This is a genomic window from Streptomyces sp. HD (assembly GCF_028369295.1).
Taxonomy (GTDB): domain Bacteria; phylum Actinomycetota; class Actinomycetes; order Streptomycetales; family Streptomycetaceae; genus Streptomyces.
Map to the genome: position 1 here is coordinate 83,352 of NZ_JAQMYP010000024.1, position 24,592 is coordinate 107,943.

The following is a 24,592-nucleotide window of genomic DNA, read 5'->3' on the forward strand; positions in this document are numbered from 1 at the left end:
ACGGGTGCGCGATGGTGGAGCCATGCATGCCAAGGACATCCTCATCGACGGATACGACCGAATCCAGGAAGAAGTCCACGCAGCCGTGCAGGGTCTCGACCCCGAGGCCCTGCACGCCCGCCCCTCACCCGACGCCAACTCCATCGCCTGGCTGATCTGGCATCTGACCCGGGTCCAGGACGACCACATCGCCGACGCCTTCGGCCTCGACCAGGTCTGGCTGACCCAGGACTTCCAGAAGACCTTCGGCCTGGACCTGCCGCGCCACGACACCGGCTACGGACACACCCCCGCCAAGGTGGCCAAGGTGCGCGTCGACTCCGGTAACCTGCTCACCGGCTACTACGACGCCGTGCACGCCCAGACCCTGGGAGCCCTGCGGGAAGTGGCCGCCAAGGATCTGGAGCGCATCGTGGACGAGCGCTGGGATCCGCCGGTCACCCTGGGCGTACGGCTGGTCAGCGTCCTGTCCGACGATCTGCAGCACGTCGGACAGGCCGCCTATGTGCGCGGGCTGCTTCAGAGCGCGTAGCCCGGCAGGACGACGTCCTCGATGAGGGCCTTGCGCTCGTCGAACGGGATGAACGCGCTCTTCACGGCGTTCACCGTGACCGTGCGCAGGTCCTCGACGCTCCAGTCGGCCTGCTCGACCAGCAGCGACATCTCTCGCGTCATCGTCGTGCCGGACACCAGACGGTTGTCGGTGTTGAGGGTGACGCGGAAGCCGAGGTCCTTCAGCGCGGTGATCGGGTGCTCGGCGATGGAGGTGGCGGCGCCGGTCTGGAGGTTGGAGGTCGGGCACATCTCCAGCGCGATACGACGGTCGCGTACCCAGCCCGCGAGGCGGCCGAGCTTGCCGGCCGCGAGGTCGGGGATGTCGTCGGTGATGCGGACGCCGTGCCCGAGGCGCTGGGCGCCGCAGATCTGCAGGGCCTGGTGGATGCTGGACAGGCCGTCGGCTTCACCGGCGTGGATGGTGAACGGCACGCTCTCGCGGCGCAGGTGCTCGAAGGCGGCCAGGTGGTCGGCGGCGGGGAAGCCGGCCTCGGCACCGGCGATGTCGAAGCCGACGACACCGGCGTCCCGGAAGGCGACGGCCAGGTCGGCCGCCTCGCGCACCCGGTCGAACATCCGCATGCCGCACAGCAGCGTGCCGACCCGCACCGGGGTACCGGCGGCAGCGGCCTTGGCCATGCCCGCCGCGAGCCCCTCCTGGACGGTCTCGACGACCTCGGCGAGGCTCAACCCGCCGTTGGTGTTCAGCTCGGGGGCGTAGCGCACCTCGCCGTAGACGACACCGTCGGCGGCCAGGTCGAGGACGTACTCCTCGGCCGTGCGCAGCAGGCCCTCGCGGCTCTGCATCACGGCGAGGGTGTGCTCGAAGGTGGCTATGTAGCGGACCAGGTCGCCGGAGTTCGCGGCCTCGAAGTACCAGGCGGCGAGCTCGTCCGGGTCGGTGGTGGGCAGGGTGTGGCCCACCTCTGCCGCGAGCTCCACCACGGTGGCGGGGCGCAGGCCGCCGTCGAGGTGGTCGTGCAGGACGGCCTTGGGGAGGCGGCGGATCACATCGGCGTCTACGCGCGTAGCAGTCATGGCGGGTCTTTCCTTGAGCCTTGAGCGGGGTTCGGAGCGACAGAGAGGAGGGTCAGCCGGCGGGCTGGAGCAGGTCCCAGCGGTTGCCGTACAGGTCCTGGAAGACGGCGACCGAGCCGTACGGCTCATGCCGGGGCTCCTCCAGGAAGGTCACGCCGGCGGCAAGCATCCGGGCGTGATCGCGGGCGAAGTCGTCGGTGTGCAGGAAGAACCCGACCCGCCCGCCGGTCTGGTCGCCGACCCGGGCACGCTGGTCGTCGCCCTTGGCCCGGGCCAGCACCAGCCCGGTGCCCTCATCGCCGGGCTGGACGACGACCCAGCGGGAGCCGTCCGGGCGCGGGGCGTCCTCGACGAGCCGGAAGCCGAGGGCTTCGGTGTAGAAGCGGATCGCCTCGTCGTAGTCGTCGACGACGAGGGTGACCAGGGCGATGCGTCTCATCGGGGCCTTCCGGGGCAGTCGGTTGACGGGAGAGGTTATACGTAAAACTTCGGCGACGCCAGTCATGACCGGGACCGCGGTCCTACGTCTGCGGCCGGAGGCGTGACGGACCTTGCGTCCGAGGTGGGACAGGTCCGGCGTCCGAGGTGCGACAGTCGACCGACGACTAGCGTTCCGGGCATGACGATCATGGAGCCGCCGCGCAGCCCCGAACGCCGCAGGCAGGACGTGCTGGACCGGCTGGAACGGGAGATGGACATCTGGGTGGCCTCGGCGGACGCGGACGGGGTGCCGTGCCTGGTCGCGCTCTGGTTCGTCTGGGACGGCGAGGCGCTCTGGCTGGCCACCCGCCCCGGCAACCCCACGGGCCGCAACCTCCGGACCGGGCGCCGGACCCGGCTGGCATTCGGGGACACGCGGGACGTCGTCCTCATCGACGGCGAGGTGGAGGTCCACGGCGTCGACGAGGCGCCGGCCGCCGCGGCCGAGGCGTTCCACGCGAAGACGGGCTGGGATCCGCGCGGCGACTCGGCGACGTACGCCTACTACCGGGTGCGTCCGCAGGCGGTGCAGGCGTGGCACGAGGTGCGCGAACTACCGGGACGGCATCTGATGCGAAACGGAATGTGGCTTGTCTGAACAACTTGCATGGCGTACGTCCCCCCCGCCATCCAATTCCCGCACGACGGTTACCTGAGAGTAATCCCTGATGGTTTGATGTGCGGCGCCACTCAACCCCCTTCACCCACAGGGAGATCCAGTGACGCTCTTCGCACATCGCCGTGCACAGGGCTCGGCCGTGCTCGCGCTCTCGCTCGCCACCGCAGGTCTGGTGGGCGCGACGCCCACCGCGTCGGCCGCCGAGCAGACACCGCCGATCAAGGTGCTGACCTACAACGTGTTCCTGTTCAGCCGTAGCCTCTACCCGAACTGGGGCCAGGACCACCGGGCCGCCGAGATCGCCAAGGCGCCGTTCGTGCAGGGCAACGACGTCGTCGTCCTCCAGGAGGCCTTCGACAACTCCGCCTCGGACGCGCTGAAGAGCTCCCTCACCGGCCAGTACCCGCACCAGACGCCGGTGGTGGGGCGTTCCAGGAGCGGCTGGGACGCGACCGGCGGCTCGTACTCGGCGACTACGCCCGAGGACGGCGGGGTCACGATCCTCAGCAAATGGCCGATCCTGCGCAAGGAGCAGTGGGTCTACAAGGACGCGTGCGGGGCGGACTGGTGGTCCAACAAGGGCTTCGCGTACGTCGTGCTGAACGTGAACGGCACCAAGGTGCACGTCGTCGGCACGCACGCCCAGTCGACCGACCCGGGCTGTGCAGCCGGTGAGGCGGCCGCGATGCGCAGCAGGCAGTTCAAGGCGATCGACGCGTTCCTGGACGCGAAGAACATCCCGGCGGGCGAGCAGGTGCTGGTCGCCGGTGACATGAACGTCGACTCGCGCACGTCCGAGTACGCCTCGATGCTCGCCGACGGCGGGCTGGTGGGCGCCGACGGGCGGACCGGGCATCCGTACTCCTTCGACACGCAGGACAACTCCATAGCCCACGACCGCTACCCCGACGACCCGCGCGAGGACCTGGACTACGTCCTGCACCGCGCGGGTCACGCCCGTCCCGCGGTCTGGAAGAACGAGGTCGTCAAGGAGCAGAGCGCGGCCTGGACCGTCACGAGCTGGGGCACGGACTACACGTACACGAACCTCTCCGACCACTACCCCGTGACCGGGTACGCGGGCTGAGGGACGGCGTCGGTCCGGCTCAACCGGCTTGCTCGCGTGCCGTGTTGAGCCGGGCCAGTTCGTCGGCGGTGAGGCGGAGGGCGCCCGCGGTCACATTCTCGGCCAGGTGGTCGGGGTTGCCGGTGCCGGGGATGGCGAGGACGTGCGGGCCCTGGTGCAGGGTCCAGGCGATGCGCACCTGGGCGGCGCTGACGCCGTGCGCCCGGGCGACGGCGAGGACCTCCTCGTCGTGGGCGGCGGTCGCGCCCTGCTCCCCCACCTCCCCGGCGACGGCGTAGAACGGCACGAAGGCGATGCCTTGTTCGCCGCACAGGCGCAGGAGTTCGTCGGCCTCGGGGTCGGGCCGGTCGAGCGCGTACCGGTTCTGCACGCACACCACGGGCGCGATGGCCCGTGCCTCGGCGAGGTGCCGTGGCTCCACGGCTGAGATGCCGAGGTGCCGGACGAGCCCCGCCTCCCGCAGCTCGGCCAGCGCGCCGAAGTGCTCGGCGATGGAGTCCTGTCGCATACGGCGCAGGTAGACGACGTCCAGGTGGTCGCGGCCGAGCTGGCGCAGGTTCTCCTCGACATGGCCGCGCAGTTGGTCGGGGCGGGCCGAGGTGGCCCAGTCGCCCTGGTAGTCGCGGTGGGGGCCCACCTTGGTGGCGATGACGAGGCCGTCCGGGCACGGTGCCAGCGCGGTGTTGATCAGTTCGTTGGCGGAGCGGAGGGCGGAGAAGTAGAAGGCGGCGGTGTCGATGTGGTTGACGCCGAGCTCGATCGCCTTGCGCAGTACGGCGATGGAGCGATTGCGGTCGCTCGGCGCCCCATGGTGGAAGGCGGCGCTGCCCGTCAGCCGCATCGCGCCGAAGCCGACGCGGTTGACGGGCAGATCGCCGAGTTTCCAGGTGCCCGAGGCGTGTGCGGTGATCGTTTCGGAGGTCATCGGCGGAGTCTCGCACACGCCTCGGGCACCGGTGGGCGTCAGCAGTAGAGGTTGCCGCCCGGGGAGACGCCGAGGATCTGGGTGAAGCGCTGGTAGGCGTCGACGCGGCTCTGCACCTGGGCCGGATTCTTGCCGTCGCACTCCAGGGAGCCGTTGATGGAGCGGATGGTCTGGCCGAAGCCGGCTTGGTTGACCATGGCGTTGTGCGGGGTCATGGTGCCGGGGCCGCTCTGGGTGTTCCAGTACCACAGACCGGTCTTCCAGGCGACGGCCGCCTCGTTCTGCACCCGCCAGGGATTGTTGAGCAGGTCGATGCCGAGGGCGTCGCCCGCGGCCTTGTAGTTGAAGTTCCAGCTGAGCTGGATGGGGCCGCGTCCGTAGTAGGCGTCCTGGCCCGCGGGGCAGCCGTAGGGCTGGCTGCGGTCGCAGTAGTGGGGGTAGTTGGCCTGGTTCTGCTCGACGATGTGGACCAGGCCGCCGGTCTCGTGGTTGACGTTGGCGAGGAACGCGGCTGCCTCCTGCTTCTTCACCGTGTCGCTGCCGGTGTTGGCGAAGCCGGGGTAGGCGCTGAGGGCGGCGGTGAGACCGCTGTACGTGTAGAAGGGGTTCCGGTTCGGGAACATCTGGTTGAACTGCGACTCGCTCACGACGAAACCGGCGGCGGACGCGCTCGGGGGCTGGATCACCAGGGCGGCGCTGCCCAGGGCGAGTGCGGACAGGACTGCGGCTATGCGGCGCCTCGACACAGGATCAACTCCTTTGCGGAGCACGGCCGCACCCGGACATGGGCAGGGCGAAGCAGCGCCTTGTGCGCACGCGCCGACGGGGTCGGCCACGGCGTGGGGCGGCCGTGGTGGGGGGTGTGGAGACACACTCAACCGTATTGGTCTGTACCAGTCAATGGTCCGGACCAATCAACTCGAAAGTTGGCCGAGAGAGTTGGCCGAGAAAGTTGACTGAGAGAGCTGGCTGAGTGAGTTGGTGAGGCGCCGGATCTCCCGGGTCAGCGCACCCCTCGGCCCGCGTAGGCGCGGACGTCGGCGTCGGGGTCGTCGACCGCGGTGGACAGTGCCGTGCGGGCGTCCTCGTGGTCGGCGTGGCGCGACAGACCGAGTACGGCGGCCTTGCGCACGTCGGCGTCCGAGTCGCGCAGCAACTCGGCGAGGGCGGGCACGCCGCGGCCCGGTGCCGCTCCGCCGAGGGCGGTGGCCGCGCCCGCGCGGACCTGCCAGGCAGGGTCGGTGAGCGCCGCCGTCACGGTGGTGAGGAGTGCGTCGGGGACGCCGAGGGCGCCCAGGGTCTCCAGTGCGGCGGCGCGCACGAGGGCGTCGGGATCGTGGATCAGGTGGTGCAGGGTGCCCGGTGTGCCGTCGTCGTCCGCGGGCGCGGTCCGATGCGGGTCCAGGGCGGCGAATCCCCGTGCCACGGCGACCCGAACCTCGCGCGCCGTGTCGCCCACCGCCTGCGACAGCGCCTCGGCCGCGTCCACCGAGACCAGGGCGCGCACGGCGGCCAGGCGTACGTCGATGTCCGGGTCGGCCAGGTGCCCGGCGAACAGGGCGGCGTCCCCGAGGCGCAGGGCGCGCAGCACGTCCAGGGCGGCGGCGCGGGCCGTGGGGTCCGCCGCGGTCAGCGCTGACACCAGGGGGTCGCGCAACTCCGGCTCGGAGGGCAGGACTTCGGCCAGCTCGCGCAGCGAGGCGGCGGCCGACGCCCGCACGCGCCCGTCGCCGTCGCGCAGGGCACGGGCCAGCGCGGGGCCAGCCCCGGGTGGGGCCGTCTCGGTCAGCGCGGCGACGGCGGCGAGTCGTACAGCGGGGTCCGGGTCCTTCAGGTAGGGCTCCAGGGTTGGGAGATCGGGTGTCTCATCCGTCAGCGCGACGATTTCGAGAAGCCGTACCTGGGAGGATGCGGACGTTTCGTGCGTCGTGCCAGTAGGTGGGATGGCGTCGTCCGACTCTCCCGTGGGCGCGGCCGGGGGTGCCTCCGCGCGTCCCGCCGTCGCCGTCGGCAGCGGACGCACCTCGCCCAGGTGGCGGGACGGGCCGCCGGTGGGGGTGAACTCGGGCACCGGAACGAGGTACGGATCGACCGGGCGGGCCGTGAACTCCATGGCGCCGTTCGGGCCCTTGTGCAGGTCGAGGTGGTGCAGCCAGGCCGTGTCGTCCCGTCGGGGGTGGTCGAGGCGCTCGTGGTAGAGGCCCCAGCGGGACTCGGTGCGGGCGAGGGACGACCGGGCCGCCATCTCCGCGCAGTCGCGGATGAACGACACCTCCGCGCAGCGCATCAGTTCGTGCGGTGTACGCGCTCCCATGCCGGCGATCTCGTCCCGCATCCGCTCGAAGTGCTCCAGCGCCAGAGAGAGCCGGGCGCCGCTCTTGGGCGGGGCGACGTAGTCGTTGACGAAGCGCCGCAGCTTGTACTCGACCTGGGGCTGGGCGGGGCCGTCGGGGTTGCGCAGCGGCCGGTAGATCAGCTCGTGCGCTTCGGCCAGCTGGTCGACCGGCAACTCGCCCTCGTACGCGGTGTACTGGGCCGCGTCCTCGCCCGCGAGGTCACCGAAGACGAACGCGCCGATCATGTAGTTGTGCGGTACGCAGGCCAGGTCGCCGGCCGCGTACAGACGCGGCACGGTCGTCCGGGCATGGTCGTCGACCCGTACCCCCGAGGCGGAGTGGCCGCCGCACAGACCGATCTCGGAGATGTGCATCTCCACGTCATGGGTGCGGTAGTCGTGTCCGCGTCCGGCGTGGAAAGTGCCGCGGGTGGGGCGCTCGGTGGAGTGCAGGATCGACTCCAGGGCCGCGACCGACTCCTCGGGCAGATGGCTGAGCTTGAGGTAGACCGGGCCGCGGTCGGAGGCGACCTCGGCGGCGAACTCCGCCATCATCTGCCCGGACCAGTAGTCCGAATCCACGAACCGCTGCCCGTGCCGGTTGACCTGGTAGCCGCCGAACGGGTTGGCGACATAGGCGCAGGCCGGGCCGTTGTAGTCCTTGATGAGCGGGTTGATCTGGAAGCACTCGATGCCGGTGAGCTCGGCCCCCGCGTGGTACGCCATCGCGTAGCCGTCGCCCGCGTTGGTCGGGTTCTCGTACGTGCCGTACAGATAGCCGCTCGCCGGCAGTCCGAGGCGTCCGCAGGCACCGGTCGCGAGGATCACGGCGCCCGCGCGCACGGTCACGAAGGCACCGGTGCGGGTGTGCAAGGCGGCGGCGCCGACCGCCCTGCCGTCGGCGGTCAGGACCCGCACCGGCATCAGCCGGTTCTCGATCCGGATCCGCTCACGGTTCTCCCGCCTGCGCAACTGCCGGTAGAGGACCTTCTTGACGTCCTTTCCCTCCGGCATGGGCAGCACGTACGAGCCGGAGCGGTGCACCTGGCGGACCGCGTACTCGCCGTGCTCGTCCTTCTCGAACTTCACCCCGTACGACTCCAGGCGCCGCACCATGTCGAAGCCCCGGGTGGCCGTCCGACGGACCGTCGACTGGTCGACGATGCCGTCGTTGGCGCGGGTGATCTCGGCGACGTAGTCGTCCGGTTCGGCGCGGCCGGGGATCACGGCGTTGTTGACGCCGTCCATGCCCATGGCCAGTGCTCCGGAGTGCCGTACGTGCGCCTTCTCCAGCAGCAGCACGGAGGCGCCGCGCCCGGCGGCGGTCAGCGCAGCCATGGTGCCGGCGGTGCCGCCGCCGATCACCAGGACGTCGCAGCTGAGCTCCTCGGCCGAGTCGAGGGTGGGGATCTGCGTCGGGGTCGCGGGGGTCATGGGAAGGGCGCGCCTTTCAGGACGTACGGGAGCAGCCGGGGGATGTACGGGGACAGCGAGGGGCGCTGGTCAGGGTGTGGCGGGGCCGAGGGAGCCGAGGATCTCGTGGCGCAGTGCCACGGTCGCGGGGTCGTCGTGGGCGTCGCGGTCGCGGGGCCGGGGCACGGTACGGATCCCGGTGAGGCCGCCCGATCCGAGCAGCGCGACACGGTCGCCGAGGAACAGGGCCTCGTCCACGTCGTGGGTGACGAAGACGACCGTGGCGCCGGTCCCGTGCAGCACCTCCACCAGCAACTGCTGCATGCCGGCCCGGGTCTGGGCGTCCAGGGCGCCGAACGGCTCGTCCATGAGGACGGCGCGTGGTTGCCCGGCGAGCGCGCGGGCGAGCTGGACTCGTTGTCGCTGCCCTCCGGAGAGCCGGTGCGGCAACTGCCGCTCCAGGCCGGCGAGCCCGACCCGGTCGAGCCACTGCTCCGCCCGCCGCCTGCGTTCGCTTTGACCCAACCCCCTTATGATCAACGGTAGTTCGACGTTGGCGCGGGCCGTGCGCCACGGCAGCAGCGCATCCTCCTGGAAGACCAGCGCCCGGTCGGCGCCGGGCCCCGTGACCGGCCGGCCGTCCTGGGCGACCTCTCCGGCGAGCGCGGGCAGCAGCCCGGCCAGGGTGCGCAGCAGGGTCGACTTCCCACAGCCGGACGGGCCGACGACGGTCAGGATCTCGCCGGGTGCGGCTTCGAGGTCCACCCCGTGCAGCACGGCGGCGCCCGGCCGGCCGAGCCGCGCATCGCTGAGGCCGAGCCGTGCCCCGGGGGCGGGCAGGTCGGTGCGCGAGGCGGTGGTGGCGATGTCCGTTTCCGTGCTCATGACGTGGCACTCCCCTCACGGCGCGGCAGCCAGTGGGTCAGCCGGCGCCCCACGAGCTCCACCACGGTGGAGGTCAGCCAGCCCAGCAGGCCGATGCTGACGATGCCGGTGAACACGGCCGGGTAGTCGATGACCGTGTAGTCCTGCCAGGTGCGATAGCCGATCCCGTACTCGCCGGAGATCATCTCCGCGGAGATCACACAGATCCACGAGACGCCGATCCCGACCGACAGCCCTCCGAAGATCCCCGGCAGCGCACCGGGCAGCACCACGGAGGCGAGCACCCGCCACCGTCCGCCGCCCAGGGTGAGCACCGCCTCCTCCCACACCGGGACGAGCGCGCGCACCGCGTGCCGGGTGGCGACCAGCACCGGGAAGAACGCGGCGGTGAAGGTGATGAAGACGATGCCCTGTTCATTGCTGGGGAAGAGCAGGATCGCCACGGGCACCAGCGCGATGGCCGGGACGGGCCGCAGCACCTCCAGCACCGGCCCGATCAGATCCGCCGCCCAGCGGGAACGGCCGACGGCCACGCCCGCGGCGACACCGAGCACCGCCGCGAGCAGAAAGCCGGTGACGATACGGCGCAGACTGGCGGTCACGTCCTGCTGGTACGCGGCGTCACCGAGCCGCCGCCCGAACTCCCCGGCCACGTCGGTGACGGACGGGAACTGGTCGAAACGCAGCCACAGTTGGACGTCCAGCGTGGTGAGCACCTGCCACAGTCCGAGCGCGGCGAGCAGCGACAGGGCGCGCACGACGGGCCGCGACCGGTGGGTGCGCCGCGCGGGTGCCGGCTCCGACGACGCCTTCCTCGTCGGGGCGGTCAGCGCGGTCATGACGTCTGCTCCAGTGCGGTGGCGTAGGAGACGGTACGGGCGCCGGGGTGTGCCCGGATGTACGCGCGGGCGGCGGAGGCGGTGACGAAGGGCCTCGGCTCCTTGCCGTCCTGGACCCAGACGGCCTTGTCCGCGTACCAGCGGGTGCCGGTGGTGGCATCCGGGACGTATGCCGCCCGGACCCGGTCCTTGTGCCCGGCGACGAACTTCAGAAGTGCGGCGGGCGAGTCGAACGGACGGGTGCTCTCCTCGCCCTTGAGCCACACCTCGCCGCGCGAGGTCCCGGGCGCGGCGGCGAGGCGCTCGGCGTATTCCTTTCCGTACACCCGCTTGACCGGGCCGTCGTCGACGAACGAGTCCACGTCCACGTCGCCGACGAGCTTCGCCGACCGCAGCACCGGCACGTCCTTCTTCAGCGCGGAGACGAGCTGCGGCTTGACGGCCGGGTCGAAGGTGGCGATGCCGCCGCTGCCGTTGTAGAGGTAGACGACCTCCGGGGGCAGTCCGGTGGCGTCGGCGACCTTCTCGGCGGCCCGTACGGGGTGTTCGTTCAGGTACTTCGTCGCCTCGATCTGTGCGGTGAGGAACGCGTCGAGTACCTTGGGCCGCTTCTCGGCGAAGTCCTCGCGCACCGTGACTCCGTGGAAGGTGGGCAGGTCGAGCTCCGCACCGTCGTACAGCGCCTTCGCCTTGTCCTGGAAGACGAGCAGGCCGGGCCAGGCCACGAACTGGGAGAGTGCGTCGGCGCTGCCCGCCTGCAGCGCCGAAGCTCCCACCGACGGCTGCTGGTTGAGCTTGCGGATGTCCTTGTCCGCGTCGAGGCCGGCGCGTTGCAATGCCCGTACGAGGGTGCCGTCGGCCGCCGAGCCGACACTGGTGGACACCTTCTTGCCCTTCAGGTCCTTCAGCGAGCGCAGCGTCGACTGCGGCGGCGTCACCACGGTGTTCAGGGCGCCCCGCAGGTTGTAGCCGGTGACCGACACGAGGTGGGTGGGGCGGCCCAGCTGCTTGCCGCGGGCGGCGTTGATCAGCAGCGGGAAGTCGCCCATCGACCCGATGTCGATCTTCCCGGCGGTCATCTGCGCGGTGATGGGCGCGCCCGTGGCGTAGTCCTGCCAGTCGACCTTGTAGGAGACGCCGTCCCGCCTGCCCTGAGCGGCGAGTTCGCGCTCGAAGTAGCCGAGGGAGCGCAGCAGGGTGCCGGCGGTGGCGGTGTTGATGGTCCTGGACTGGTAGCCGACGGTGACGGTGACGTGGGTGGCGTCGCCGGCGCAGCCGGTGGCGAGGGTGCCGACCAGGGCGATCGCGAGCAGGGCCGCAGGAGTAGTGCGTTTCATCGGGAGTGGGCCTTTCACCGCAGCAGGTAGGGCATGTTGACCGTGACGGCCCCGGTGGGGCAGCGGGCGGCGCAGGGGCCGCAGTACCAGCACTCGTCGACGTGCATGTACGCCTTGCCGCTGTCGGGGTTGATCGCCAGGGAGTCAAGCGGACACATGTCGACACAGAGCGTGCAGCCGTCGATGCACTTCGACTCGTCGACGGTCACGGGCACGTCGGCCCGCTGGGGCACCAAGGGCATGGCTGTCTCCAGTGAGGTCCTGCGAGGGTGAAATGACGCCTGATCAGACGCCTGGTCGGACGCCCGGTCGGACGCCTGGTCAGACCGAGCGGCGCAGCAGCCCGCTCATCGCGATCCGGTCGCCGCGGAACCGGATGAACTCCAGGTCCACGGGCCTGCCGTCGCGCAGGTGGGTGAGGCGCTCCAGCATCAGCACGGCGGTGCCGCGGGGCGCCTGGAGCACGGTCGCGGAGTGCGCGTCGGCGTTGACGGCCTCCAGGGTGATCTCCGCGTGCCCGAGCGGCTGCCCGGTGATCTGCTCCAGCAGCCGGAATACGTCGGTGTTCTCCAGGTCGGCGCCGATGAGTTCGCCGCCGATGTCCAGGGGGAGGTAGGTGAGGTCGAGGGAGAGCGGCAGCCCGTTCAGTCTGCGGAGCCGCTCGATGTAGAGCACGTCGGTGCCGGTGGGCAGACGGAGCCGCTCGGCCACGGGTGCGGGTGCGGCGACGGGTGCCATGGTGCGTACCTCGTTGGTGACCCGGCCGTGTTCTCGCAGGGTTTCCGCGAGTCCCATCAGCCGGTCGAGGCCGTGCGAGTACTTCTCGGCGACGACGACGGTGCCGACCCCGGGCAGCCGCTCGACGAGCTGCTCGGCGCGCAGCAGGTCCAGTGCGTGCCGGACGGTGTTGCGCGAGACCTGGTAGTCGGCGGCGAGCACGTCCTCGTGGGGCAGCGCGCCGCCGGGGAATCCCCCGGTCAGGACCAGGTGCCGGAGCAGGTCCGCGAGCTGCCGCGCCCGGTCCGCACGCAGCCTACGGCGACGGGCGGCGGCGAGCGGCGTGGCGTGCTCGCGGATTCGTTCGGGTGGCATGCGGCGACCATACCGACGGTTTCCGCACGGTGGTGTTGCTGAATCATTGCGCCACCTGAGCCCCCTTCATCAAACGGCTGACCTGCGAATTTCCGGGGACTTGGCGCAGTTTCGCCACTGCGCCCGCAGTCCGCGCGGGGCGGGGCGCCGGCGACATGTCACTCGCGGACGAGTTCTAGGCGGCGGCGTTCGAGGTACGCACGCTCCGCCGGGTTCTCCGAGAGCACTACGGCGGCCTCGTACGCCCGCACGGCCTCCGTGTCGCGGCCCAGTCGGCGCAGGAGATCGGCGCGGACGGCGTGGAAGACGTGGTAGCCGTCCAGGTCCAGGGCGTCCACGAGGTCGAGGGCCTGCCGTGGACCCGCGACCTCGGCGACGGCGACCGCCCGGTTCAGGGCCACGACGGGACTCGGGGCGACGGCCGTCAACTGGTCGTACAGCCGCAGGATCTGCGCCCAGTCCGTGGCCCCGGCGTCCGGTGCATCGCTGTGCACGGCCTGGATGGCGGCCTGGATCTGGTACGGCCCCGGCCGGTTGCGGCGCAGACAGCGCCGGACGAGTTCCTGCCCCTCGGCGATCAGCTCCCGGTCCCACCGGTCGCGGTTCTGCTCGGGCAACGGCACCAGCACGCCATGGGCATCCAGCCGGGCGTCCCGGCGCGACTCGACGAGGAGCATCAGCGCGAGCAGCCCGGCGACTTCGGGTTCGTCCGGCATGAGCTCGGCCGACAGGCGTCCGAGGCGCAGCGCCTCCTCGCACAGCCCCGCCTCACCCTCGTACCCCTGGTTGAAGATCAGGTAGACGACGGCGAGCACCCCCGTGAGGCGGTCCGGCAGGTCGGCGTCGCGGGGCACCCGGTACGGGATCCCGGCGTTGCGGATCTTCGCCTTGGCCCGCACCAAGCGCTGGGCCATGGTGGGTTCGGGGACCAGGAAGGCGCGGGCGATCTGGGCGGTGGTGAGCCCGCCGAGCAGGCGCAGGGTCAGGGCGACCCGGGCGTGGACGGCGAGGGCGGGGTGGCAGCAGGTGAAGATGAGCCGGAGCCGGTCGTCGCGCACGGGGCCCTCCTCGGACGGTGCGTCGGGGACGTGCAACAGGGCCGCTTGGGCGTGGCGTTCGTCCCGGCCGGCCTCGCGGCGCAGCCGGTCGACGGCACGGTTGCGGGCGGTGGTGATGATCCAGCCGGCGGGGCTCGGGGGCACACCGGTCTCCGGCCAGCGCCGTACGGCGGTGGTGAAAGCGTCCTGGACCGCTTCCTCGGCAAGGTCGATGTCGCCGAGGAAGCGGACGAGGACCGCTACCGCACGGCCGTACTCCGCGCGGAAGACGGCCTCGACGTCCGGGACCGTCATCGGTCCTCGGCTTCGCCCATGAACGGCCGCACCTCGATCGGCAGGGTGGTGGCCAGGGCCAGCCTGCGGCCCCACTCCAGGGCGGCGTCCAGGTCGGGTGCCTTGATCAGGCTGATGCCGCCGAGCATCTCCTTGCCCTCGGCGTACGGCCCGTCGGTGACCAGGACGTCGCCGTCACGGGGCCGCAGCACGGTGGAGGACTCCGGGCCGTGCAGTCCCCCGGCGAACACCCAGGCGCCGGCCTCGCGCAGCTCTCGGTTGAGGGCGTCGAGGTTCTGCTCGATCTCGCCGAGGGCCTCCGGTGCGGGCGGCTCCCCGACCGGCTGCATCACATTGAGCAGGTAGTACTTCATGACGGCCTCCTCAGGCGTCGTGGTGGTCTCTCACCTCCTACACGAACGGCCCGTCCCCGGATCGACACCGACGGGCCGACACCGCGCGGATTTTTCGGAGAGCGTCTCCGCTTACATCGTCATGAACCCGTCGACCTCTACACATAAAGAAGAAATAAGCGCAGAATGACCATAGGCGGCGCCAACCGCACACCGCACCAGACGCGGTCAGGCCTGCGAGTCAAAGGAGACGAGTCATGGCCAACGTCTCGCCCACCAGAGGTGACATAACCAGCCACCCGGATGTATCCGAAATGCGGGATCGCTACGCCCGCATGCTCGGGGGTCGTGATGTGACGCTGCTGGACGGACCGGTGTTCCTGCTCGGTCTGTACTGCGCCGTGTCCCCCTGGATACTCCACTACACGACGAGCCAGCCGGCGCTCGTGACCCACAACCTGGTCGTGGGGATCGCGATCGGCCTGCTGGCCCTCGGGTTCACCCGGGCTCCGGAACGCATGTACGGCCTGAGCTGGGCCTTCTGCGCGATCGGCGTCTGGATGATCATCGCGCCGTGGGTCGTCGGGGACAGCCCGGACGCGGGCGTCGTCGTGAACAACATCATCATCGGCGCGCTGGCCGTGATCCTTGGCCTGATGTGCGCCGGTACGGCGGCGAAGAGCACCTCCGGGCCGTAGCGGCGGCCGGGGAGGAACTCACCCGGGCCGGTCCGCACCCGCGGACCGGCCTCTCCGTGCCCTCAGCTCGGCGGTCCCGTTCAGCGGGTCGGCACGAGCCACGGCTCCTGCGGCAGCACATGGCCGGTCTCCAGGAGCGACTTGAGGTTGGACAGCACGGCCGGCCAGCCGGACGACACGTCGACGCGGGCGCTCTCGTCCGGCAGGTCCTCGTGGGTCACGGTGAGGCGGACGATCTCGGCGTGCCGCTGGATGTCAAAGGTGACCCGGGAGTACTTGTCCTCCTGACCCTCCTCGTCCGGCGCCGCCCAGGTGGTGACCAGCCGGGTCGGGCGCTCGCTCTCCACCACGGTGCCGACGACGTCGGCCACGCCCGAGCCGTCTGTTCGGACATGCTCCCAGCGGGAACCCGGATTCCAGTCCGAGACGTTGCTGTGTCCCCAGTAGGCGGCGGTCAGGTCGGCGTCGGTGAGCGCGTCCCAGACCTTCTCCGGTGTGCTCTCGATGTAGGTGACGTACACGAATGTTGGCTTGTCGGTCATGGCTTCCTCGGCTCGTCGTTTCACTGCCCCGAGCACGCGCAGCCGCGGGGCCTCGAACTTGTCGATCCACCGCTCCTGGATCTCGTGGAGCGGGACCGGATTGAGGTAGTGCAGCTTCTCCCGCCCCCGCCGCACCGTGCTGACCAGGTTGGCGGCCTCCAGGACGGCCAGATGCTGGGTCACCGACTGACGCGCCATGTCGATCCGCGCGCACAGCTCCCCGAGCGTCTGCCCGTTGTCCTCGCGCAGCCGGTCCAGGAGCCGCCTTCGCGTGTCGTCGGCCAGCGCCTTGAAGACCTTGTCCATCGCGGGGTCGCTCTCTGATCGCACACTCAAAGTTATGCAGGCAAATGCCTGCATGTCAATGGGTGCCAGTTTGGGCTGTTTGCTCCTTACAACCGTTATCTGCCGAATAGCTGTTACACGACATATGGGGTCCTGTCATGGACGGTCCGTAGCGTCGAACGCGTCGGAACGAACCCCATCGAAGGAACAACTCACTGATGCGTGCTCCCCGCACCCTGCGCACCGCCCTCGTCGCCACCGGCGTCACCGCCGCACTGGGCGTCTCGGCCGTCGGCGCGTTCGCCGCCGATACGCCCGCCAAGGCGCCGGTCAAGTCCGTGGGCCAGGTCGGCCAGGCAGGCAAGGCGGCCCACCACTCCAAGGCCGAGCGTGTCCACGTGAAGACGGTGAAGCTCGCGGACAAGGTCAGCCGGGCGAAGCTGTACCGCACCGGAGAGGACCGCTACGAGGCGGAGATCTGGGTCAAGGGCCGGAAGTACGGGGCGCTTTACACCGACGGCAGGGCAGCCGCTCGCGCCCAGAACAACGGGTTGCACGTCACCCTGCACCCGAACGGCAAGGTCACGTCCTGGATCGAGCGGGCCAAGCCCAAGCCGCAGCCCAAGCCGGTCGTCAAGCGCCTCCTGGTCGCCACCCCGACCCTGGCGGACGGCGTGACCACTGCGAAGGTCTACCGGCTCGCCACCCACCACTACGAGGCCGACATCTTCGCGGACGGCGTACGCCTCGACACCCTCGTCGCGAACGGCCGTGCCGCCTACGGCGAGAACAACGGGCTGAAGGTCGTACTGAAGCCGGACGGCCAGTTGATCTCGGGATTCGACGAGACCACGGACCCGGCCACCACACCCTCGCCCGGCACCGACGACCAGCTCCAGCCGGAAGCCGGCTGACCGACCTCGCCCATACGTCCGGCACGAGCCAAAACCGTTCGCCAACGACGCCTGCCCCCAGGCACCCTGCCCGCATGGATCACGCAGAGGTACTCCTCATCGGAGGACGGGCCGGGGTCGGCAAGACCACGGTGGGCTGGGAGGTTTCGGCTCGGTTGCGGGCCGTGCGGGTCGCGCACGCCGTGATCGACGGCGACTTCATGGGCGCCGTCCATCCGGCCCCGGACGGCGACGCGCACCGGGCCGGCATCACGGAGCGGAACCTGGCCGCCGTGTGGGGCAATTACGCCGAGCTCGGCTACCGGCGACTCGTCTATGTGAACACCGTCAGCGTGCTCGACGAGGCCACGCCCATGTTCCGCCGGGCCATGGGCGACGGAATACGGGTGGTGCGGGTTCTGCTCACCGCGACCGACGAGACCGCCGAACTGCGGCTGGCCGGGCGCGAGCTCGGCTCCGAGCTGGAGCAGGAGGTGAGGAGCAGTGCCCGCAAGGCGCGACTGCTGGACGAGCGGGCACCCGCGGACGTCCTGCGCGTGGTGACCGACGGCCGCTCGGTGATCGACATCGCCTCCGAGGTGGTGAGTGCCACCGGATGGGCGGCGGCCGACGTGGCGAGCGGCCCGGTGCCGGCCGCCCCCTGAAAACGGAACGGACTGTCCCTCTCTCCAGGGGGAACCCGCATCAGTGCGGGGACAGGAGGAAGAGGGGCGACATGGAGATCTCGGGCATCATCAGTGCCATCGTGATCGGCATCATCATCGGTGTGCTGGGGCGTCTCGTGGTTCCGGGCCGTCAGCGCATCGGGGTCCTGTGGACGATCCTCGTCGGCATCGTGGCCGCACTGCTCGGCGCGGCCATCGCGGCCGGACTCGACGTGGGCGACACCGACGGCGTCGACTGGGTCGAGTGGCTCATCCAGATCGGCCTCGCCGCACTGGGCGTGGCCGCACTCGACCGGGCGAAGGCACACCGCTGACGTCGTACGTCGTACGCGGGACAACGCGGCGCACGCACGGACGGGGTACGGGGCACGCTGGGGGCCTTATTTGTGCCCGGCGGTGGCGCGCATCGCGGCGAGGCCGTCGCCGACCGCGGGGTACGCGGGTGTCCAGCCCAGCTCCCGCTCCGCCTTCGAGGTGGACACCCGCAGCGTCGTCGACATCACGGCGTGCGCGTACGACATGGGCCGCATCAGCCACCGCGGTACGGTCATCGGCTTCGGCAGCCCGAACTCCTCGGCCACGCACCGGACATGGGCGCCGAAGCCCGTCGGGGCGCGGTCGGCGATGTTGTACGCCTCGCCGGGCCGCCCGTGTTCGACGGCGGCGGCCACCGCCCGGGCCGCGTCGGTGAGCTCGATCCAGGGCAGGACCCGGCCGTGGTCGGCGGGGACGGGAAGTTGCCGCTTGCGCAGCATGGGCAGGAGGGCGTCGGTGCCGCCGGGGCCGTAGAACAGGCCGAAGCGGAGCGCGATGCCCTCCAACCCGGGGGTTTCGAAGGTGAGTTGTTCTTTCACCCGCATCGCCGCGATGTGCCGTTCCAGCTCCGGGGAGCGGCCGCGCGGCCCGAACGGGTCGTCCTCGACGATGACCCGGTCGCCGTGGTCGCCGTAGCCGTATCCGAAGACCATCGACTCCGCGACGAGGCGCCGGGCGCCGGTGGCTCGGGCGGCTTCGATCAGGTGGACGGTTCCGTCGGTGCGCAGCGTGTCGGTGGCGTGCATGCCGCGGTGGCGCATCGGTGGCCTGCGCAGCGCGGTCGCGGCGTGGATCACCGTGTCGAAGTGGTGGCCGTCGACGGCGCGCAGCAGGGCGTCGCGGTCAAGCAGGTCGGCCCGGATACCGTTGCCCGGTCCACGGCCGAGGCCGGTGACCTTGTGGCCCGCCTCGGTGAGGGCGTGGGTGATGTGCCCGCCGAGGACACCGCTGGCGCCCGCGAGGAGGATGCTCTGGCTCCGGCCGTTCCGCTCGCTGTGGTCGCTCCGGCTGCTCTGATCCGTGTGGTTCTGGTTCGTCGTCATGACCATGCGACGGATCGAGCGGGCGCGAATGTGACATCCACGCACGGTGGGCTGCCGCTACGGCACGTACACATGAGGCGTCGTGGTGGTGAGCGGTGCGAAGCCGAGGCGCTCCAGGATGGGGCGGCTGGCGCTCATCGCGTCCACCTGGAGGTACCGGTAGCCGCGGTCCACGGCGGCGCGCGCCCGGTGCGCGACCAGGGCACGGTAGATGCCGCGACCGCGCCAGGCCTCGACGGTGCCCCCGCCCCACAGCCCGGCGAACCTCGTGCCCGGCACCAGCTCCATCCGGGCCGCGCTCACCGGTGTGTCCCCGGCCAGCGCGACCACGGCGACCACGGTGTCCGGGTCGGCCGCGAGGCGCGCGAGCAACTGGTGCCGCATCCGGGAGCTGTCGGTGCCGAACGCCTTCTCATGCACCTCGGCGACGAGGTCGACGCCCTCGGTGTCGGTCACCGGCAGGACGCGGATGCCCTCCGGCGGCTCGGCGTCCAGGGTCAGCCCGGCGACCTCGCCGATCATCAGCGTCTCCTCGGGCTGGGCCGTAAACCCGGCGTCCCTGAGCCGCTGCCCGAGGTCCACCGGGAGGTCGTGCCCGTAGAGCTTCCACTCGAACTCGCGACCGAGACCGGTGAAGTGGGCGACCTGCTCGGCGATCGCCGCATCGGCGTTCGTCCGGTCCAGGTCGGACCACACGACGCCGTTCCAACCGCGTGCGGAGGAGACCTGGCGGACCACGCGCCCGATCTGCTCGACCCGGGCGTCCGGGCTGTCCGGCTGTGCTCCCTCGCGCATGTCCCGGTCGTACAGGGCGAGTATCGAGGCATGGTCCATGGCATCACTCCAGCACCGGCCCAAGCCGGGGGCAACAGCTTTACCGGTCAACGACATCTCCGAGGTGGTACTCCGTGGTCGTGAAGGACGCCGAACTGCCGTACCTGCGCCGCTGTGTCGAGCTCGCGGCCGAGGCGCTGGAGGTGGGGGACGAGCCCTTCGGCTCGGTTCTGGTGGGGGCGGACGGCGCGGTGCTCGCCCAGGACCACAACCGGGTTGCCTCGGGCGACCGTACCCGGCACCCCGAATTCGAGCTGGCACGCTGGTCCGCCGCCCACATGACGCCCGGGGAGCGGGCGGCGGCGACCGTGTACACCTCCGGTGAGCACTGCCCGATGTGCGCGGCCGCGCACGCCTGGGTGGGCCTCGGCCGCATCGTGTACGTCGCCTCCTCCGAGCAACTGGCCGGGTGGCTGGCCGAGTTGGGGGTGCCCGCCCCACCGGTCCGGACACTGCCGGTCCGGGAGGTCGCGCCGGGTGTGGCGGTGGAGGGTCCGGTGCCGGAGCTGACGGAGGACGTCCGGGCGCTGCACGTCCGGTTCCACCGGCGAACGGGCTGACCGGGCAGGCGTTTCGGGTGCCGCGGTGTCAGGGTCCGTTCAAGATGCAAGCGATCGTCCGGGGTGCCTACGATCGAAAGTGGACTCAGACCAGGTCGACGGCCCGGTCTCCTCCGACAGGGGGAGGCGCTTGCCCTTGCGTTCGGCTAAGCGGCTGATGATCGCCTACATCGCGTTGGTCGCCGTGGCCACGATCGTCTACATGACGGTCCCCGCCGCGCTCGCCCCGGTGTGGGCCGTCATCGGTCTGGGGGGCGTCGCCGCGATGCTGATCGGCACCCATCTGCACCGCCCTGTCCATCGCTGGCCCTGGTGGGTACTGGCGGCCGGACTGCTCGCCTTCATCGCGGGCGACACCTACTACAACGTCATGGAGGCCTACTTCGACGCCTCCAACCCGTTCCCCTCCCCCGCCGACGCCTGCTACCTCGCCTGCTACGCCCTCTTCGCCATCGGCCTGTACGGCCTGGTGCGCTACCGCTGGGCCGGCCACGACCTGCCCAGTCTGCTCGACGCGCTGATCTTCACCGCGGGCCTCGCGCTGCCCGTGTGGGTGTTCCTGGTCCAGCCGCTGACCGAGATCGAGGGGCTGACCTGGGAGCAGCGGGTGATCAGCATCGCCTACCCGCTCGGTGATGTGCTGGTGCTGGCGCTGCTGGCCCGGCTGCTGACGCCGGGCCCGGTGACCGGGCACAACCGGTCGGTGGGCCTGCTGGTCGTCGGCACACTGACGCTGCTCTGCTTCGACATCGCGTACGGCATCCTGCAGCTCAACGACTTGTGGCAGACGGGAACCCTGGTCGACTCCGGGTGGATCGTCTTCTACACGGCGTGGGGCCTGGCCGCGCTGCACCCGGCCATGGTCGAGCTGACCGCGTCCGTGCCCCTGCGTGAGTCCCTGCTCCCACCGCCGCACCGGATCCTGATGCTGGCCGTGGCCACCTTCATCGCCCCGGCGATCCTGCTGCACGAGGGCATCAAGGAGAAGCCGCACGGCGTCCCGGTGATCGCCGCCTTCTCCGCTGTGCTGTTCTTCCTGGTCATCCTGCGTCTGGCCGGCATGGTCGTGGCCCATCGCCGGGCGGTGGAACGGGAGCTGGTACTGCGCGCGGCGGGAGCCTCACTGGTCTCGGCGGTCCGCCACGAGGAGGTCGAACGCTCCTGCGAGGCCGCCGCCGACCGGCTGCTCGGCCCCACCGTCCGCCACCGCACCCTGGTGCTGCCGGCCGAGCGGGCCGCCGGGCTCACCCCGCGCCGCGCCCAGCTGGTGGACGTCGACTCGCTGGACGCCGACATCGCGGCCGGGCTGAGCGGCTTCACCTCCGCCCTGGTGTGCCCCATGACCCCGCCCGACCGTCCGGCCGGGGACATCCCGGGCGTGCTGCTGGTCGCCGGTCCGCCCAGGCGGCTCGCGGAGACACGGAGCTCGCTGGAGATCCTCGCCTCGCACGCGGGCCTCGCCAAGGAACGCGTCAAGCTGCGCCAGGAGATCATCCGCCGGGAGAGCGAGGCGTACTTCCGCACCCTCGTGCGCAACGCCTCCGACGTCATCCTGATCCTGGAGGACGACGACACGATCCGGTACGTGAGCCCGTCCGCCGCGTCCGTGTTCGGCAGCACGGACCTGGCCGGCCAGCCGCTGCCGGACCTCGTGGATCCCCGGGACCGGCACCGCGCGGCCCGGCAGCTGGCGGCCGTACGCGAGATCGGGCCGCGGGCCACCCACGACCACTGGTGGGTGCGGCACCCGGAGGGGCGGGTCGAGGTGGAGGTGCGGTGCAGCGACTTCCGGGACGAGCGCACCGTGGCCGGGCTGGTCGTCACCCTGCGGGACGTCACCGAACAGCGGCGGCTGGAGCACGAGCTGACCGAGCGCGCCTTCCACGACTCGCTGACCGGCCTGCCGAACCGGACGCTGCTCCTTGAGCGCATCGAGCGGGCCCTGCTGCGCAGCCGCCGGGAGTCCTCGCTGACCTCGCTGCTCTTCATCGACCTGGACGACTTCAAGCTGGTCAACGACACGCTGGGGCACTCGGCCGGCGACCATCTGCTGCGGGACGTCGGCGCCCGGCTGTCGCAGACGCTGCGGCGCACCGACACCGCGGCACGCCTCGGCGGCGACGAGTTCGCCGTGCTGATGGAGGACGCGCGCGAGCCGCTCGACGCCGAGCTGCTGGCCGCGCAGGTGATCCAGACCCTGAGCAGGCCGTTCGTGCTGGGTGAGGAGTCGGTGACCGTCTCCGCCAGTGTGGGGGTGGCCACGGCGCGCGACAGCACGGACGCCGACGAGCTGCTGGGCCATGCCGACCTCGCGCTGTACGCGGCGAAGGCGGCGGGCAAGCGGCAGTGGCGCCGCTTCCAGCCCATGCTGCACACCCGCATGATCGAGCGGCACGATCTGCAGAGCCGGCTCGCCCGGGCCGTCGCCGGGAAGGAGTTCGCGCTGCGCTACCAGCCCGTCGTGGACATCACGGCGGGTGAGGTCGTCGGCTTCGAGGCACTGGTCCGCTGGCCGCGCGCCCCGCACCGGCCGGTGACGCCGGAGCAGTTCATCTCGCTGGCCGAGGAGACCGGGCACATCACCGGGCTGGGGTCGTGGGTGCTGGAGAACGCGGTCCACGACATCGCCGGGCTGCAGCGGCTCCAGCGGCCGGAGGGACCGCCGTACGTCAGTGTGAACGTGTCCGCCCGCCAGTTCCGGGACACGGGGTTCGTGGACCAGGTCGGCCAGGCGCTGCGGACACCGGGGCTCGCGCCCGGGTCGCTGCAGCTGGAGCTGACCGAGACGGTGCTGCTGCGCCGCGACGCGCAGATCCAGGCGGTGCTGCACGCCCTGAAGGATCTGGGCGTGCACATCGCGGTCGACGACTTCGGCACCGGGTTCTCCTCACTGCGGTATCTGCGGGACTTCCCCATCGACGTGCTGAAGATCGACAAGTCGTTCATCGACGACATCACCCGGGACTCCCAGCAGGTCGCACTCGTCGAGGGCATCGTGCGGATCGCCGACACGCTCGGGTTGCAGGTGATCGCCGAGGGCATCGAGGACCCCGCGCAGCGGGATCTCCTCGCGGGCATGGGGTGCCGGTTCGGGCAGGGCTTCCTGTTCGCGCGGCCGATGACGGTGGAGCAGAGCCGGCACGTGCTGCGCAAGGACGGGAGCCGCTTCGCGCCGGGCTCCGGTGTGGCGACACGGCCGCCCGACCACCGGAACCTGCCGCTGCGCAGCAGGCGGGAGGCGCGCTGGATGGACCTCGACCATCTGCGGCGCACCAGTCCCATGAGCGACGCCGTCCTGGACGAGGTGCGCGGCCGGCACATCCGCAGCCGGGACCACTGGCTGATCGACTTCGCCTCCTGCAACTACCTCGGTTTCGACTGGGACCCGGAGATCGCCGCCCGGATCCAGCCCGCCGTACGCGAGTGGGGCACGCACCCGAGCTGGTCGCGGCTGCTGGGCAGCCCGCGGCTGTACCCGGAGATCGAGGAACGGCTCACGGCACTGCTGGGCGCCCAGGACGCACTGCTGCTGCCGACACTGACCCTCATCCACGCCTCGGTGATCCCGGTCCTCGCCGACGAGGGGAACGTCTTCGTCGAGGCGACCGCGCACCGGACGGTGTACGACGGCTGCCTCGTCGCCCGCAGTCAGGGCGCCAACCTGCGCCGCTTCCACGCCGACCGGCCCGACGAGCTCGACTCGCTGCTGGCGACGGCACCGTCCGGGTCGCCCCGGCTGGTCTGCCTGGACGGCGTCAACAGCATGACCGGCAACATCTGCGACCTGCCCACGCTGGCCGCCGTGTGCCGCGACCGGGACGCCACCCTGTACGTGGACGACGCGCACGGCTTCGGTGTGATCGGCGAGCGCGGTCCGGACGAGTCCTGTCCGTACGGCATGCGCGGCAACGGGCTGGTCCGGCACACCGGCGAGTCCTACGACCGCATCGTCCTGGTCGCCGGTTTCTCCAAGGCGTACTCCTCGCTGCTGGCCTTCCTCGCCCTGCCCACGGACCTCAAGAACCGGCTGAAGACGGCCGCCGCGCCCTACCTCTACTCGGGCCCGTCGCCCACGGCGTCCCTGGCCACCGCACTCGCCGGTCTGGACGTCAACGACCGGCGCGGGGACGCCCTGCGCGCCGACCTGTACCGCAGGACGGTCCGGGTCCTGGACCACCTGGACGCGCTGGGCGTCGGCACCCTCAACACCGACCGGCTGCCCATCATCGAGATCCCCCTCGCCGATCCGGCCGACCTGGACTCGGTCGCGGCGTTTCTGTGGCAGGAGGGCATCTATGTGACGCTGGCCGCCTATCCCCTCGTACCGCGCGACCGGGTGGGTTTCCGCGTCCAGGTCACGGCGCTCAACTCCGACGACGACATCGACCGGCTGACCGGCGCGCTGACCCGTCTGTCCGCGCGGTTCCCGCTGCGCCCGAAGAGCTGA

At 71.0% G+C, this 24,592-nt stretch carries 24 protein-coding genes; 9 read left to right on the forward strand and 15 right to left on the reverse strand.

Going from position 1 to position 24,592, the window contains the following annotated elements:
- The first annotated feature begins 22 nt into the window (after positions 1-22).
- Positions 23-532, forward strand: a complete 510-nt coding sequence (locus POF73_RS23550; protein ID WP_272118706.1) for a mycothiol transferase — start codon at positions 23-25, stop codon at positions 530-532.
- Here the strand turns inward: POF73_RS23550 and POF73_RS23555 are convergent.
- A complete protein-coding gene (locus POF73_RS23555) occupies positions 520-1,593 on the reverse strand; it encodes an adenosine deaminase (RefSeq protein ID WP_272118708.1) in 1,074 nt (357 codons plus the stop codon). The two genes, POF73_RS23550 and POF73_RS23555, sit on opposite strands and share 13 nt — an antisense overlap.
- A 52-nt stretch (positions 1,594-1,645) precedes the next feature.
- Positions 1,646-2,032 (reverse strand): VOC family protein, encoded by a 387-nt coding sequence (locus tag POF73_RS23560; RefSeq protein ID WP_272118710.1) that lies wholly within the window; start codon positions 2,030-2,032, stop codon positions 1,646-1,648.
- A 180-nt stretch (positions 2,033-2,212) separates the two neighbouring features.
- Here POF73_RS23560 and POF73_RS23565 point away from each other — a divergent pair, with 180 nt between their 5' ends.
- Both POF73_RS23565 and sph read left to right on the forward strand, forming a co-directional pair.
- The gene (locus POF73_RS23565; RefSeq protein WP_272118712.1) at positions 2,213-2,671 is read left to right on the forward strand and encodes a pyridoxamine 5'-phosphate oxidase family protein; all 459 of its coding nucleotides are present in this window, start codon (positions 2,213-2,215) and stop codon (positions 2,669-2,671) included.
- 121 nt (positions 2,672-2,792) lie between these two features.
- Positions 2,793-3,779: a sphingomyelin phosphodiesterase gene (gene sph, locus POF73_RS23570; RefSeq protein ID WP_272118715.1), complete on the forward strand. Its 987-nt coding sequence runs from the start codon at positions 2,793-2,795 to the stop codon at positions 3,777-3,779.
- 19 nt (positions 3,780-3,798) lie between these two features.
- Here sph and POF73_RS23575 read toward each other — a convergent pair whose 3' ends face one another.
- The 10 genes from POF73_RS23575 to POF73_RS23620 all read right to left on the reverse strand — a co-directional run bounded on the left by POF73_RS23575 (position 3,799) and on the right by POF73_RS23620 (position 14,310).
- Positions 3,799-4,704 (reverse strand): aldo/keto reductase, encoded by a 906-nt coding sequence (locus POF73_RS23575; RefSeq protein WP_272118717.1) that lies wholly within the window; start codon positions 4,702-4,704, stop codon positions 3,799-3,801.
- 38 nt (positions 4,705-4,742) lie between these two features.
- Positions 4,743-5,450 carry a chitinase gene (locus tag POF73_RS23580; RefSeq protein WP_272118720.1) on the reverse strand — a complete coding sequence of 236 codons (708 nt, stop codon included), beginning with the start codon at positions 5,448-5,450 and terminating at the stop codon, positions 4,743-4,745.
- A 257-nt stretch (positions 5,451-5,707) separates the two neighbouring features.
- The gene (locus POF73_RS23585; RefSeq protein WP_272118722.1) at positions 5,708-8,473 is read right to left on the reverse strand and encodes a fumarate reductase/succinate dehydrogenase flavoprotein subunit; all 2,766 of its coding nucleotides are present in this window, start codon (positions 8,471-8,473) and stop codon (positions 5,708-5,710) included.
- 69 nt (positions 8,474-8,542) lie between these two features.
- Complete coding sequence (locus tag POF73_RS23590; protein WP_272118724.1) at positions 8,543-9,337, reverse strand: ABC transporter ATP-binding protein; 795 nt, start codon at positions 9,335-9,337, stop codon at positions 8,543-8,545.
- Positions 9,334-10,176, reverse strand: coding sequence for an ABC transporter permease (locus tag POF73_RS23595; RefSeq protein WP_272118727.1), 843 nt, complete (start codon positions 10,174-10,176; stop codon positions 9,334-9,336). Before POF73_RS23595 ends, POF73_RS23590 begins: the two co-directional genes overlap by 4 nt.
- On the reverse strand, positions 10,173-11,513 hold the full coding sequence (locus POF73_RS23600; RefSeq protein WP_272118729.1) for an ABC transporter substrate-binding protein: 1,341 nt from the start codon (positions 11,511-11,513) through the stop codon (positions 10,173-10,175). Before POF73_RS23600 ends, POF73_RS23595 begins: the two co-directional genes overlap by 4 nt.
- Positions 11,514-11,527: 14 nt before the next feature.
- Positions 11,528-11,755 (reverse strand): 4Fe-4S dicluster domain-containing protein, encoded by a 228-nt coding sequence (locus POF73_RS23605; RefSeq protein WP_031480193.1) that lies wholly within the window; start codon positions 11,753-11,755, stop codon positions 11,528-11,530.
- Between the two features lie 79 nt (positions 11,756-11,834).
- Positions 11,835-12,605, reverse strand: coding sequence for a GntR family transcriptional regulator (locus tag POF73_RS23610; RefSeq protein ID WP_272118736.1), 771 nt, complete (start codon positions 12,603-12,605; stop codon positions 11,835-11,837).
- A 158-nt stretch (positions 12,606-12,763) separates the two neighbouring features.
- Positions 12,764-13,957, reverse strand: coding sequence for an RNA polymerase sigma factor (locus POF73_RS23615; RefSeq protein ID WP_272118738.1), 1,194 nt, complete (start codon positions 13,955-13,957; stop codon positions 12,764-12,766).
- Entirely contained in the window at positions 13,954-14,310 is a 357-nt protein-coding gene (locus POF73_RS23620; RefSeq protein ID WP_272118740.1) for a YciI family protein, read from the reverse strand. The genes POF73_RS23615 and POF73_RS23620 overlap by 4 nt, the downstream gene beginning before the upstream one ends.
- A gap of 236 nt (positions 14,311-14,546) precedes the next feature.
- Here POF73_RS23620 and POF73_RS23625 point away from each other — a divergent pair, with 236 nt between their 5' ends.
- Positions 14,547-14,987, forward strand: a complete 441-nt coding sequence (locus POF73_RS23625) for an SPW repeat protein (RefSeq protein WP_272118742.1) — start codon at positions 14,547-14,549, stop codon at positions 14,985-14,987.
- Between the two features lie 80 nt (positions 14,988-15,067).
- Here the strand turns inward: POF73_RS23625 and POF73_RS23630 are convergent, their stop codons facing one another.
- The gene (locus POF73_RS23630; RefSeq protein ID WP_272118818.1) at positions 15,068-15,835 is read right to left on the reverse strand and encodes an ArsR/SmtB family transcription factor; all 768 of its coding nucleotides are present in this window, start codon (positions 15,833-15,835) and stop codon (positions 15,068-15,070) included.
- Between the two features lie 197 nt (positions 15,836-16,032).
- On the opposite strand from POF73_RS23630, the gene POF73_RS23635 reads away from it, so the two are divergent.
- The 3 genes from POF73_RS23635 to POF73_RS23645 all read left to right on the forward strand — a co-directional run bounded on the left by POF73_RS23635 (position 16,033) and on the right by POF73_RS23645 (position 17,707).
- Positions 16,033-16,728, forward strand: a complete 696-nt coding sequence (locus POF73_RS23635) for a hypothetical protein (protein ID WP_272118744.1) — start codon at positions 16,033-16,035, stop codon at positions 16,726-16,728.
- 74 nt (positions 16,729-16,802) lie between these two features.
- Positions 16,803-17,372 carry an AAA family ATPase gene (locus POF73_RS23640; protein ID WP_272118746.1) on the forward strand — a complete coding sequence of 190 codons (570 nt, stop codon included), beginning with the start codon at positions 16,803-16,805 and terminating at the stop codon, positions 17,370-17,372.
- Positions 17,373-17,443: 71 nt separating this feature from the next.
- Entirely contained in the window at positions 17,444-17,707 is a 264-nt protein-coding gene (locus POF73_RS23645; RefSeq protein WP_272118748.1) for a GlsB/YeaQ/YmgE family stress response membrane protein, read from the forward strand.
- Between the two features lie 66 nt (positions 17,708-17,773).
- Here the strand turns inward: POF73_RS23645 and POF73_RS23650 are convergent, their stop codons facing one another.
- The gene (locus POF73_RS23650; protein WP_443049617.1) at positions 17,774-18,751 is read right to left on the reverse strand and encodes an NAD-dependent epimerase/dehydratase family protein; all 978 of its coding nucleotides are present in this window, start codon (positions 18,749-18,751) and stop codon (positions 17,774-17,776) included.
- A gap of 57 nt (positions 18,752-18,808) precedes the next feature.
- Complete coding sequence (locus tag POF73_RS23655; RefSeq protein WP_272118752.1) at positions 18,809-19,585, reverse strand: GNAT family N-acetyltransferase; 777 nt, start codon at positions 19,583-19,585, stop codon at positions 18,809-18,811.
- 74 nt (positions 19,586-19,659) lie between these two features.
- Here POF73_RS23655 and POF73_RS23660 point away from each other — a divergent pair, with 74 nt between their 5' ends.
- Positions 19,660-20,145 carry a nucleoside deaminase gene (locus tag POF73_RS23660; protein WP_272118754.1) on the forward strand — a complete coding sequence of 162 codons (486 nt, stop codon included), beginning with the start codon at positions 19,660-19,662 and terminating at the stop codon, positions 20,143-20,145.
- Between the two features lie 157 nt (positions 20,146-20,302).
- Positions 20,303-24,592 (forward strand): aminotransferase class I/II-fold pyridoxal phosphate-dependent enzyme, encoded by a 4,290-nt coding sequence (locus POF73_RS23665; protein WP_272118819.1) that lies wholly within the window; start codon positions 20,303-20,305, stop codon positions 24,590-24,592.

Bases quoted from the DNA above. Each gene is read 5' to 3' on its own strand.
- POF73_RS23555 (WP_272118708.1), bottom strand. From the start codon at position 1,593: ATGACTGCTACGCGCGTAGACGCCGATGTGATCCGCCGCCTCCCCAAG.
- POF73_RS23625 (WP_272118742.1), top strand. From the start codon at position 14,547: ATGGCCAACGTCTCGCCCACCAGAGGTGACATAACCAGCCACCCGGAT.
- POF73_RS23635 (WP_272118744.1), top strand. From the start codon at position 16,033: ATGCGTGCTCCCCGCACCCTGCGCACCGCCCTCGTCGCCACCGGCGTC.
- POF73_RS23610 (WP_272118736.1), bottom strand. From the start codon at position 12,605: ATGCCACCCGAACGAATCCGCGAGCACGCCACGCCGCTCGCCGCCGCC.
- POF73_RS23620 (WP_272118740.1), bottom strand. From the start codon at position 14,310: ATGAAGTACTACCTGCTCAATGTGATGCAGCCGGTCGGGGAGCCGCCC.
- POF73_RS23560 (WP_272118710.1), bottom strand. From the start codon at position 2,032: ATGAGACGCATCGCCCTGGTCACCCTCGTCGTCGACGACTACGACGAG.
- POF73_RS23575 (WP_272118717.1), bottom strand. From the start codon at position 4,704: ATGACCTCCGAAACGATCACCGCACACGCCTCGGGCACCTGGAAACTC.
- POF73_RS23595 (WP_272118727.1), bottom strand. From the start codon at position 10,176: ATGACCGCGCTGACCGCCCCGACGAGGAAGGCGTCGTCGGAGCCGGCA.
- POF73_RS23565 (WP_272118712.1), top strand. From the start codon at position 2,213: ATGACGATCATGGAGCCGCCGCGCAGCCCCGAACGCCGCAGGCAGGAC.
- POF73_RS23645 (WP_272118748.1), top strand. From the start codon at position 17,444: ATGGAGATCTCGGGCATCATCAGTGCCATCGTGATCGGCATCATCATC.
- POF73_RS23655 (WP_272118752.1), bottom strand. From the start codon at position 19,585: ATGGACCATGCCTCGATACTCGCCCTGTACGACCGGGACATGCGCGAG.
- POF73_RS23630 (WP_272118818.1), bottom strand. From the start codon at position 15,835: ATGGACAAGGTCTTCAAGGCGCTGGCCGACGACACGCGAAGGCGGCTC.
- POF73_RS23550 (WP_272118706.1), top strand. From the start codon at position 23: ATGCATGCCAAGGACATCCTCATCGACGGATACGACCGAATCCAGGAA.
- POF73_RS23585 (WP_272118722.1), bottom strand. From the start codon at position 8,473: ATGACCCCCGCGACCCCGACGCAGATCCCCACCCTCGACTCGGCCGAG.
- POF73_RS23650 (WP_443049617.1), bottom strand. From the start codon at position 18,751: ATGACGACGAACCAGAACCACACGGATCAGAGCAGCCGGAGCGACCAC.
- POF73_RS23600 (WP_272118729.1), bottom strand. From the start codon at position 11,513: ATGAAACGCACTACTCCTGCGGCCCTGCTCGCGATCGCCCTGGTCGGC.
- POF73_RS23665 (WP_272118819.1), top strand. From the start codon at position 20,303: ATGATCGCCTACATCGCGTTGGTCGCCGTGGCCACGATCGTCTACATG.
- POF73_RS23615 (WP_272118738.1), bottom strand. From the start codon at position 13,957: ATGACGGTCCCGGACGTCGAGGCCGTCTTCCGCGCGGAGTACGGCCGT.
- POF73_RS23590 (WP_272118724.1), bottom strand. From the start codon at position 9,337: ATGAGCACGGAAACGGACATCGCCACCACCGCCTCGCGCACCGACCTG.
- POF73_RS23605 (WP_031480193.1), bottom strand. From the start codon at position 11,755: ATGCCCTTGGTGCCCCAGCGGGCCGACGTGCCCGTGACCGTCGACGAG.
- POF73_RS23640 (WP_272118746.1), top strand. From the start codon at position 16,803: ATGGATCACGCAGAGGTACTCCTCATCGGAGGACGGGCCGGGGTCGGC.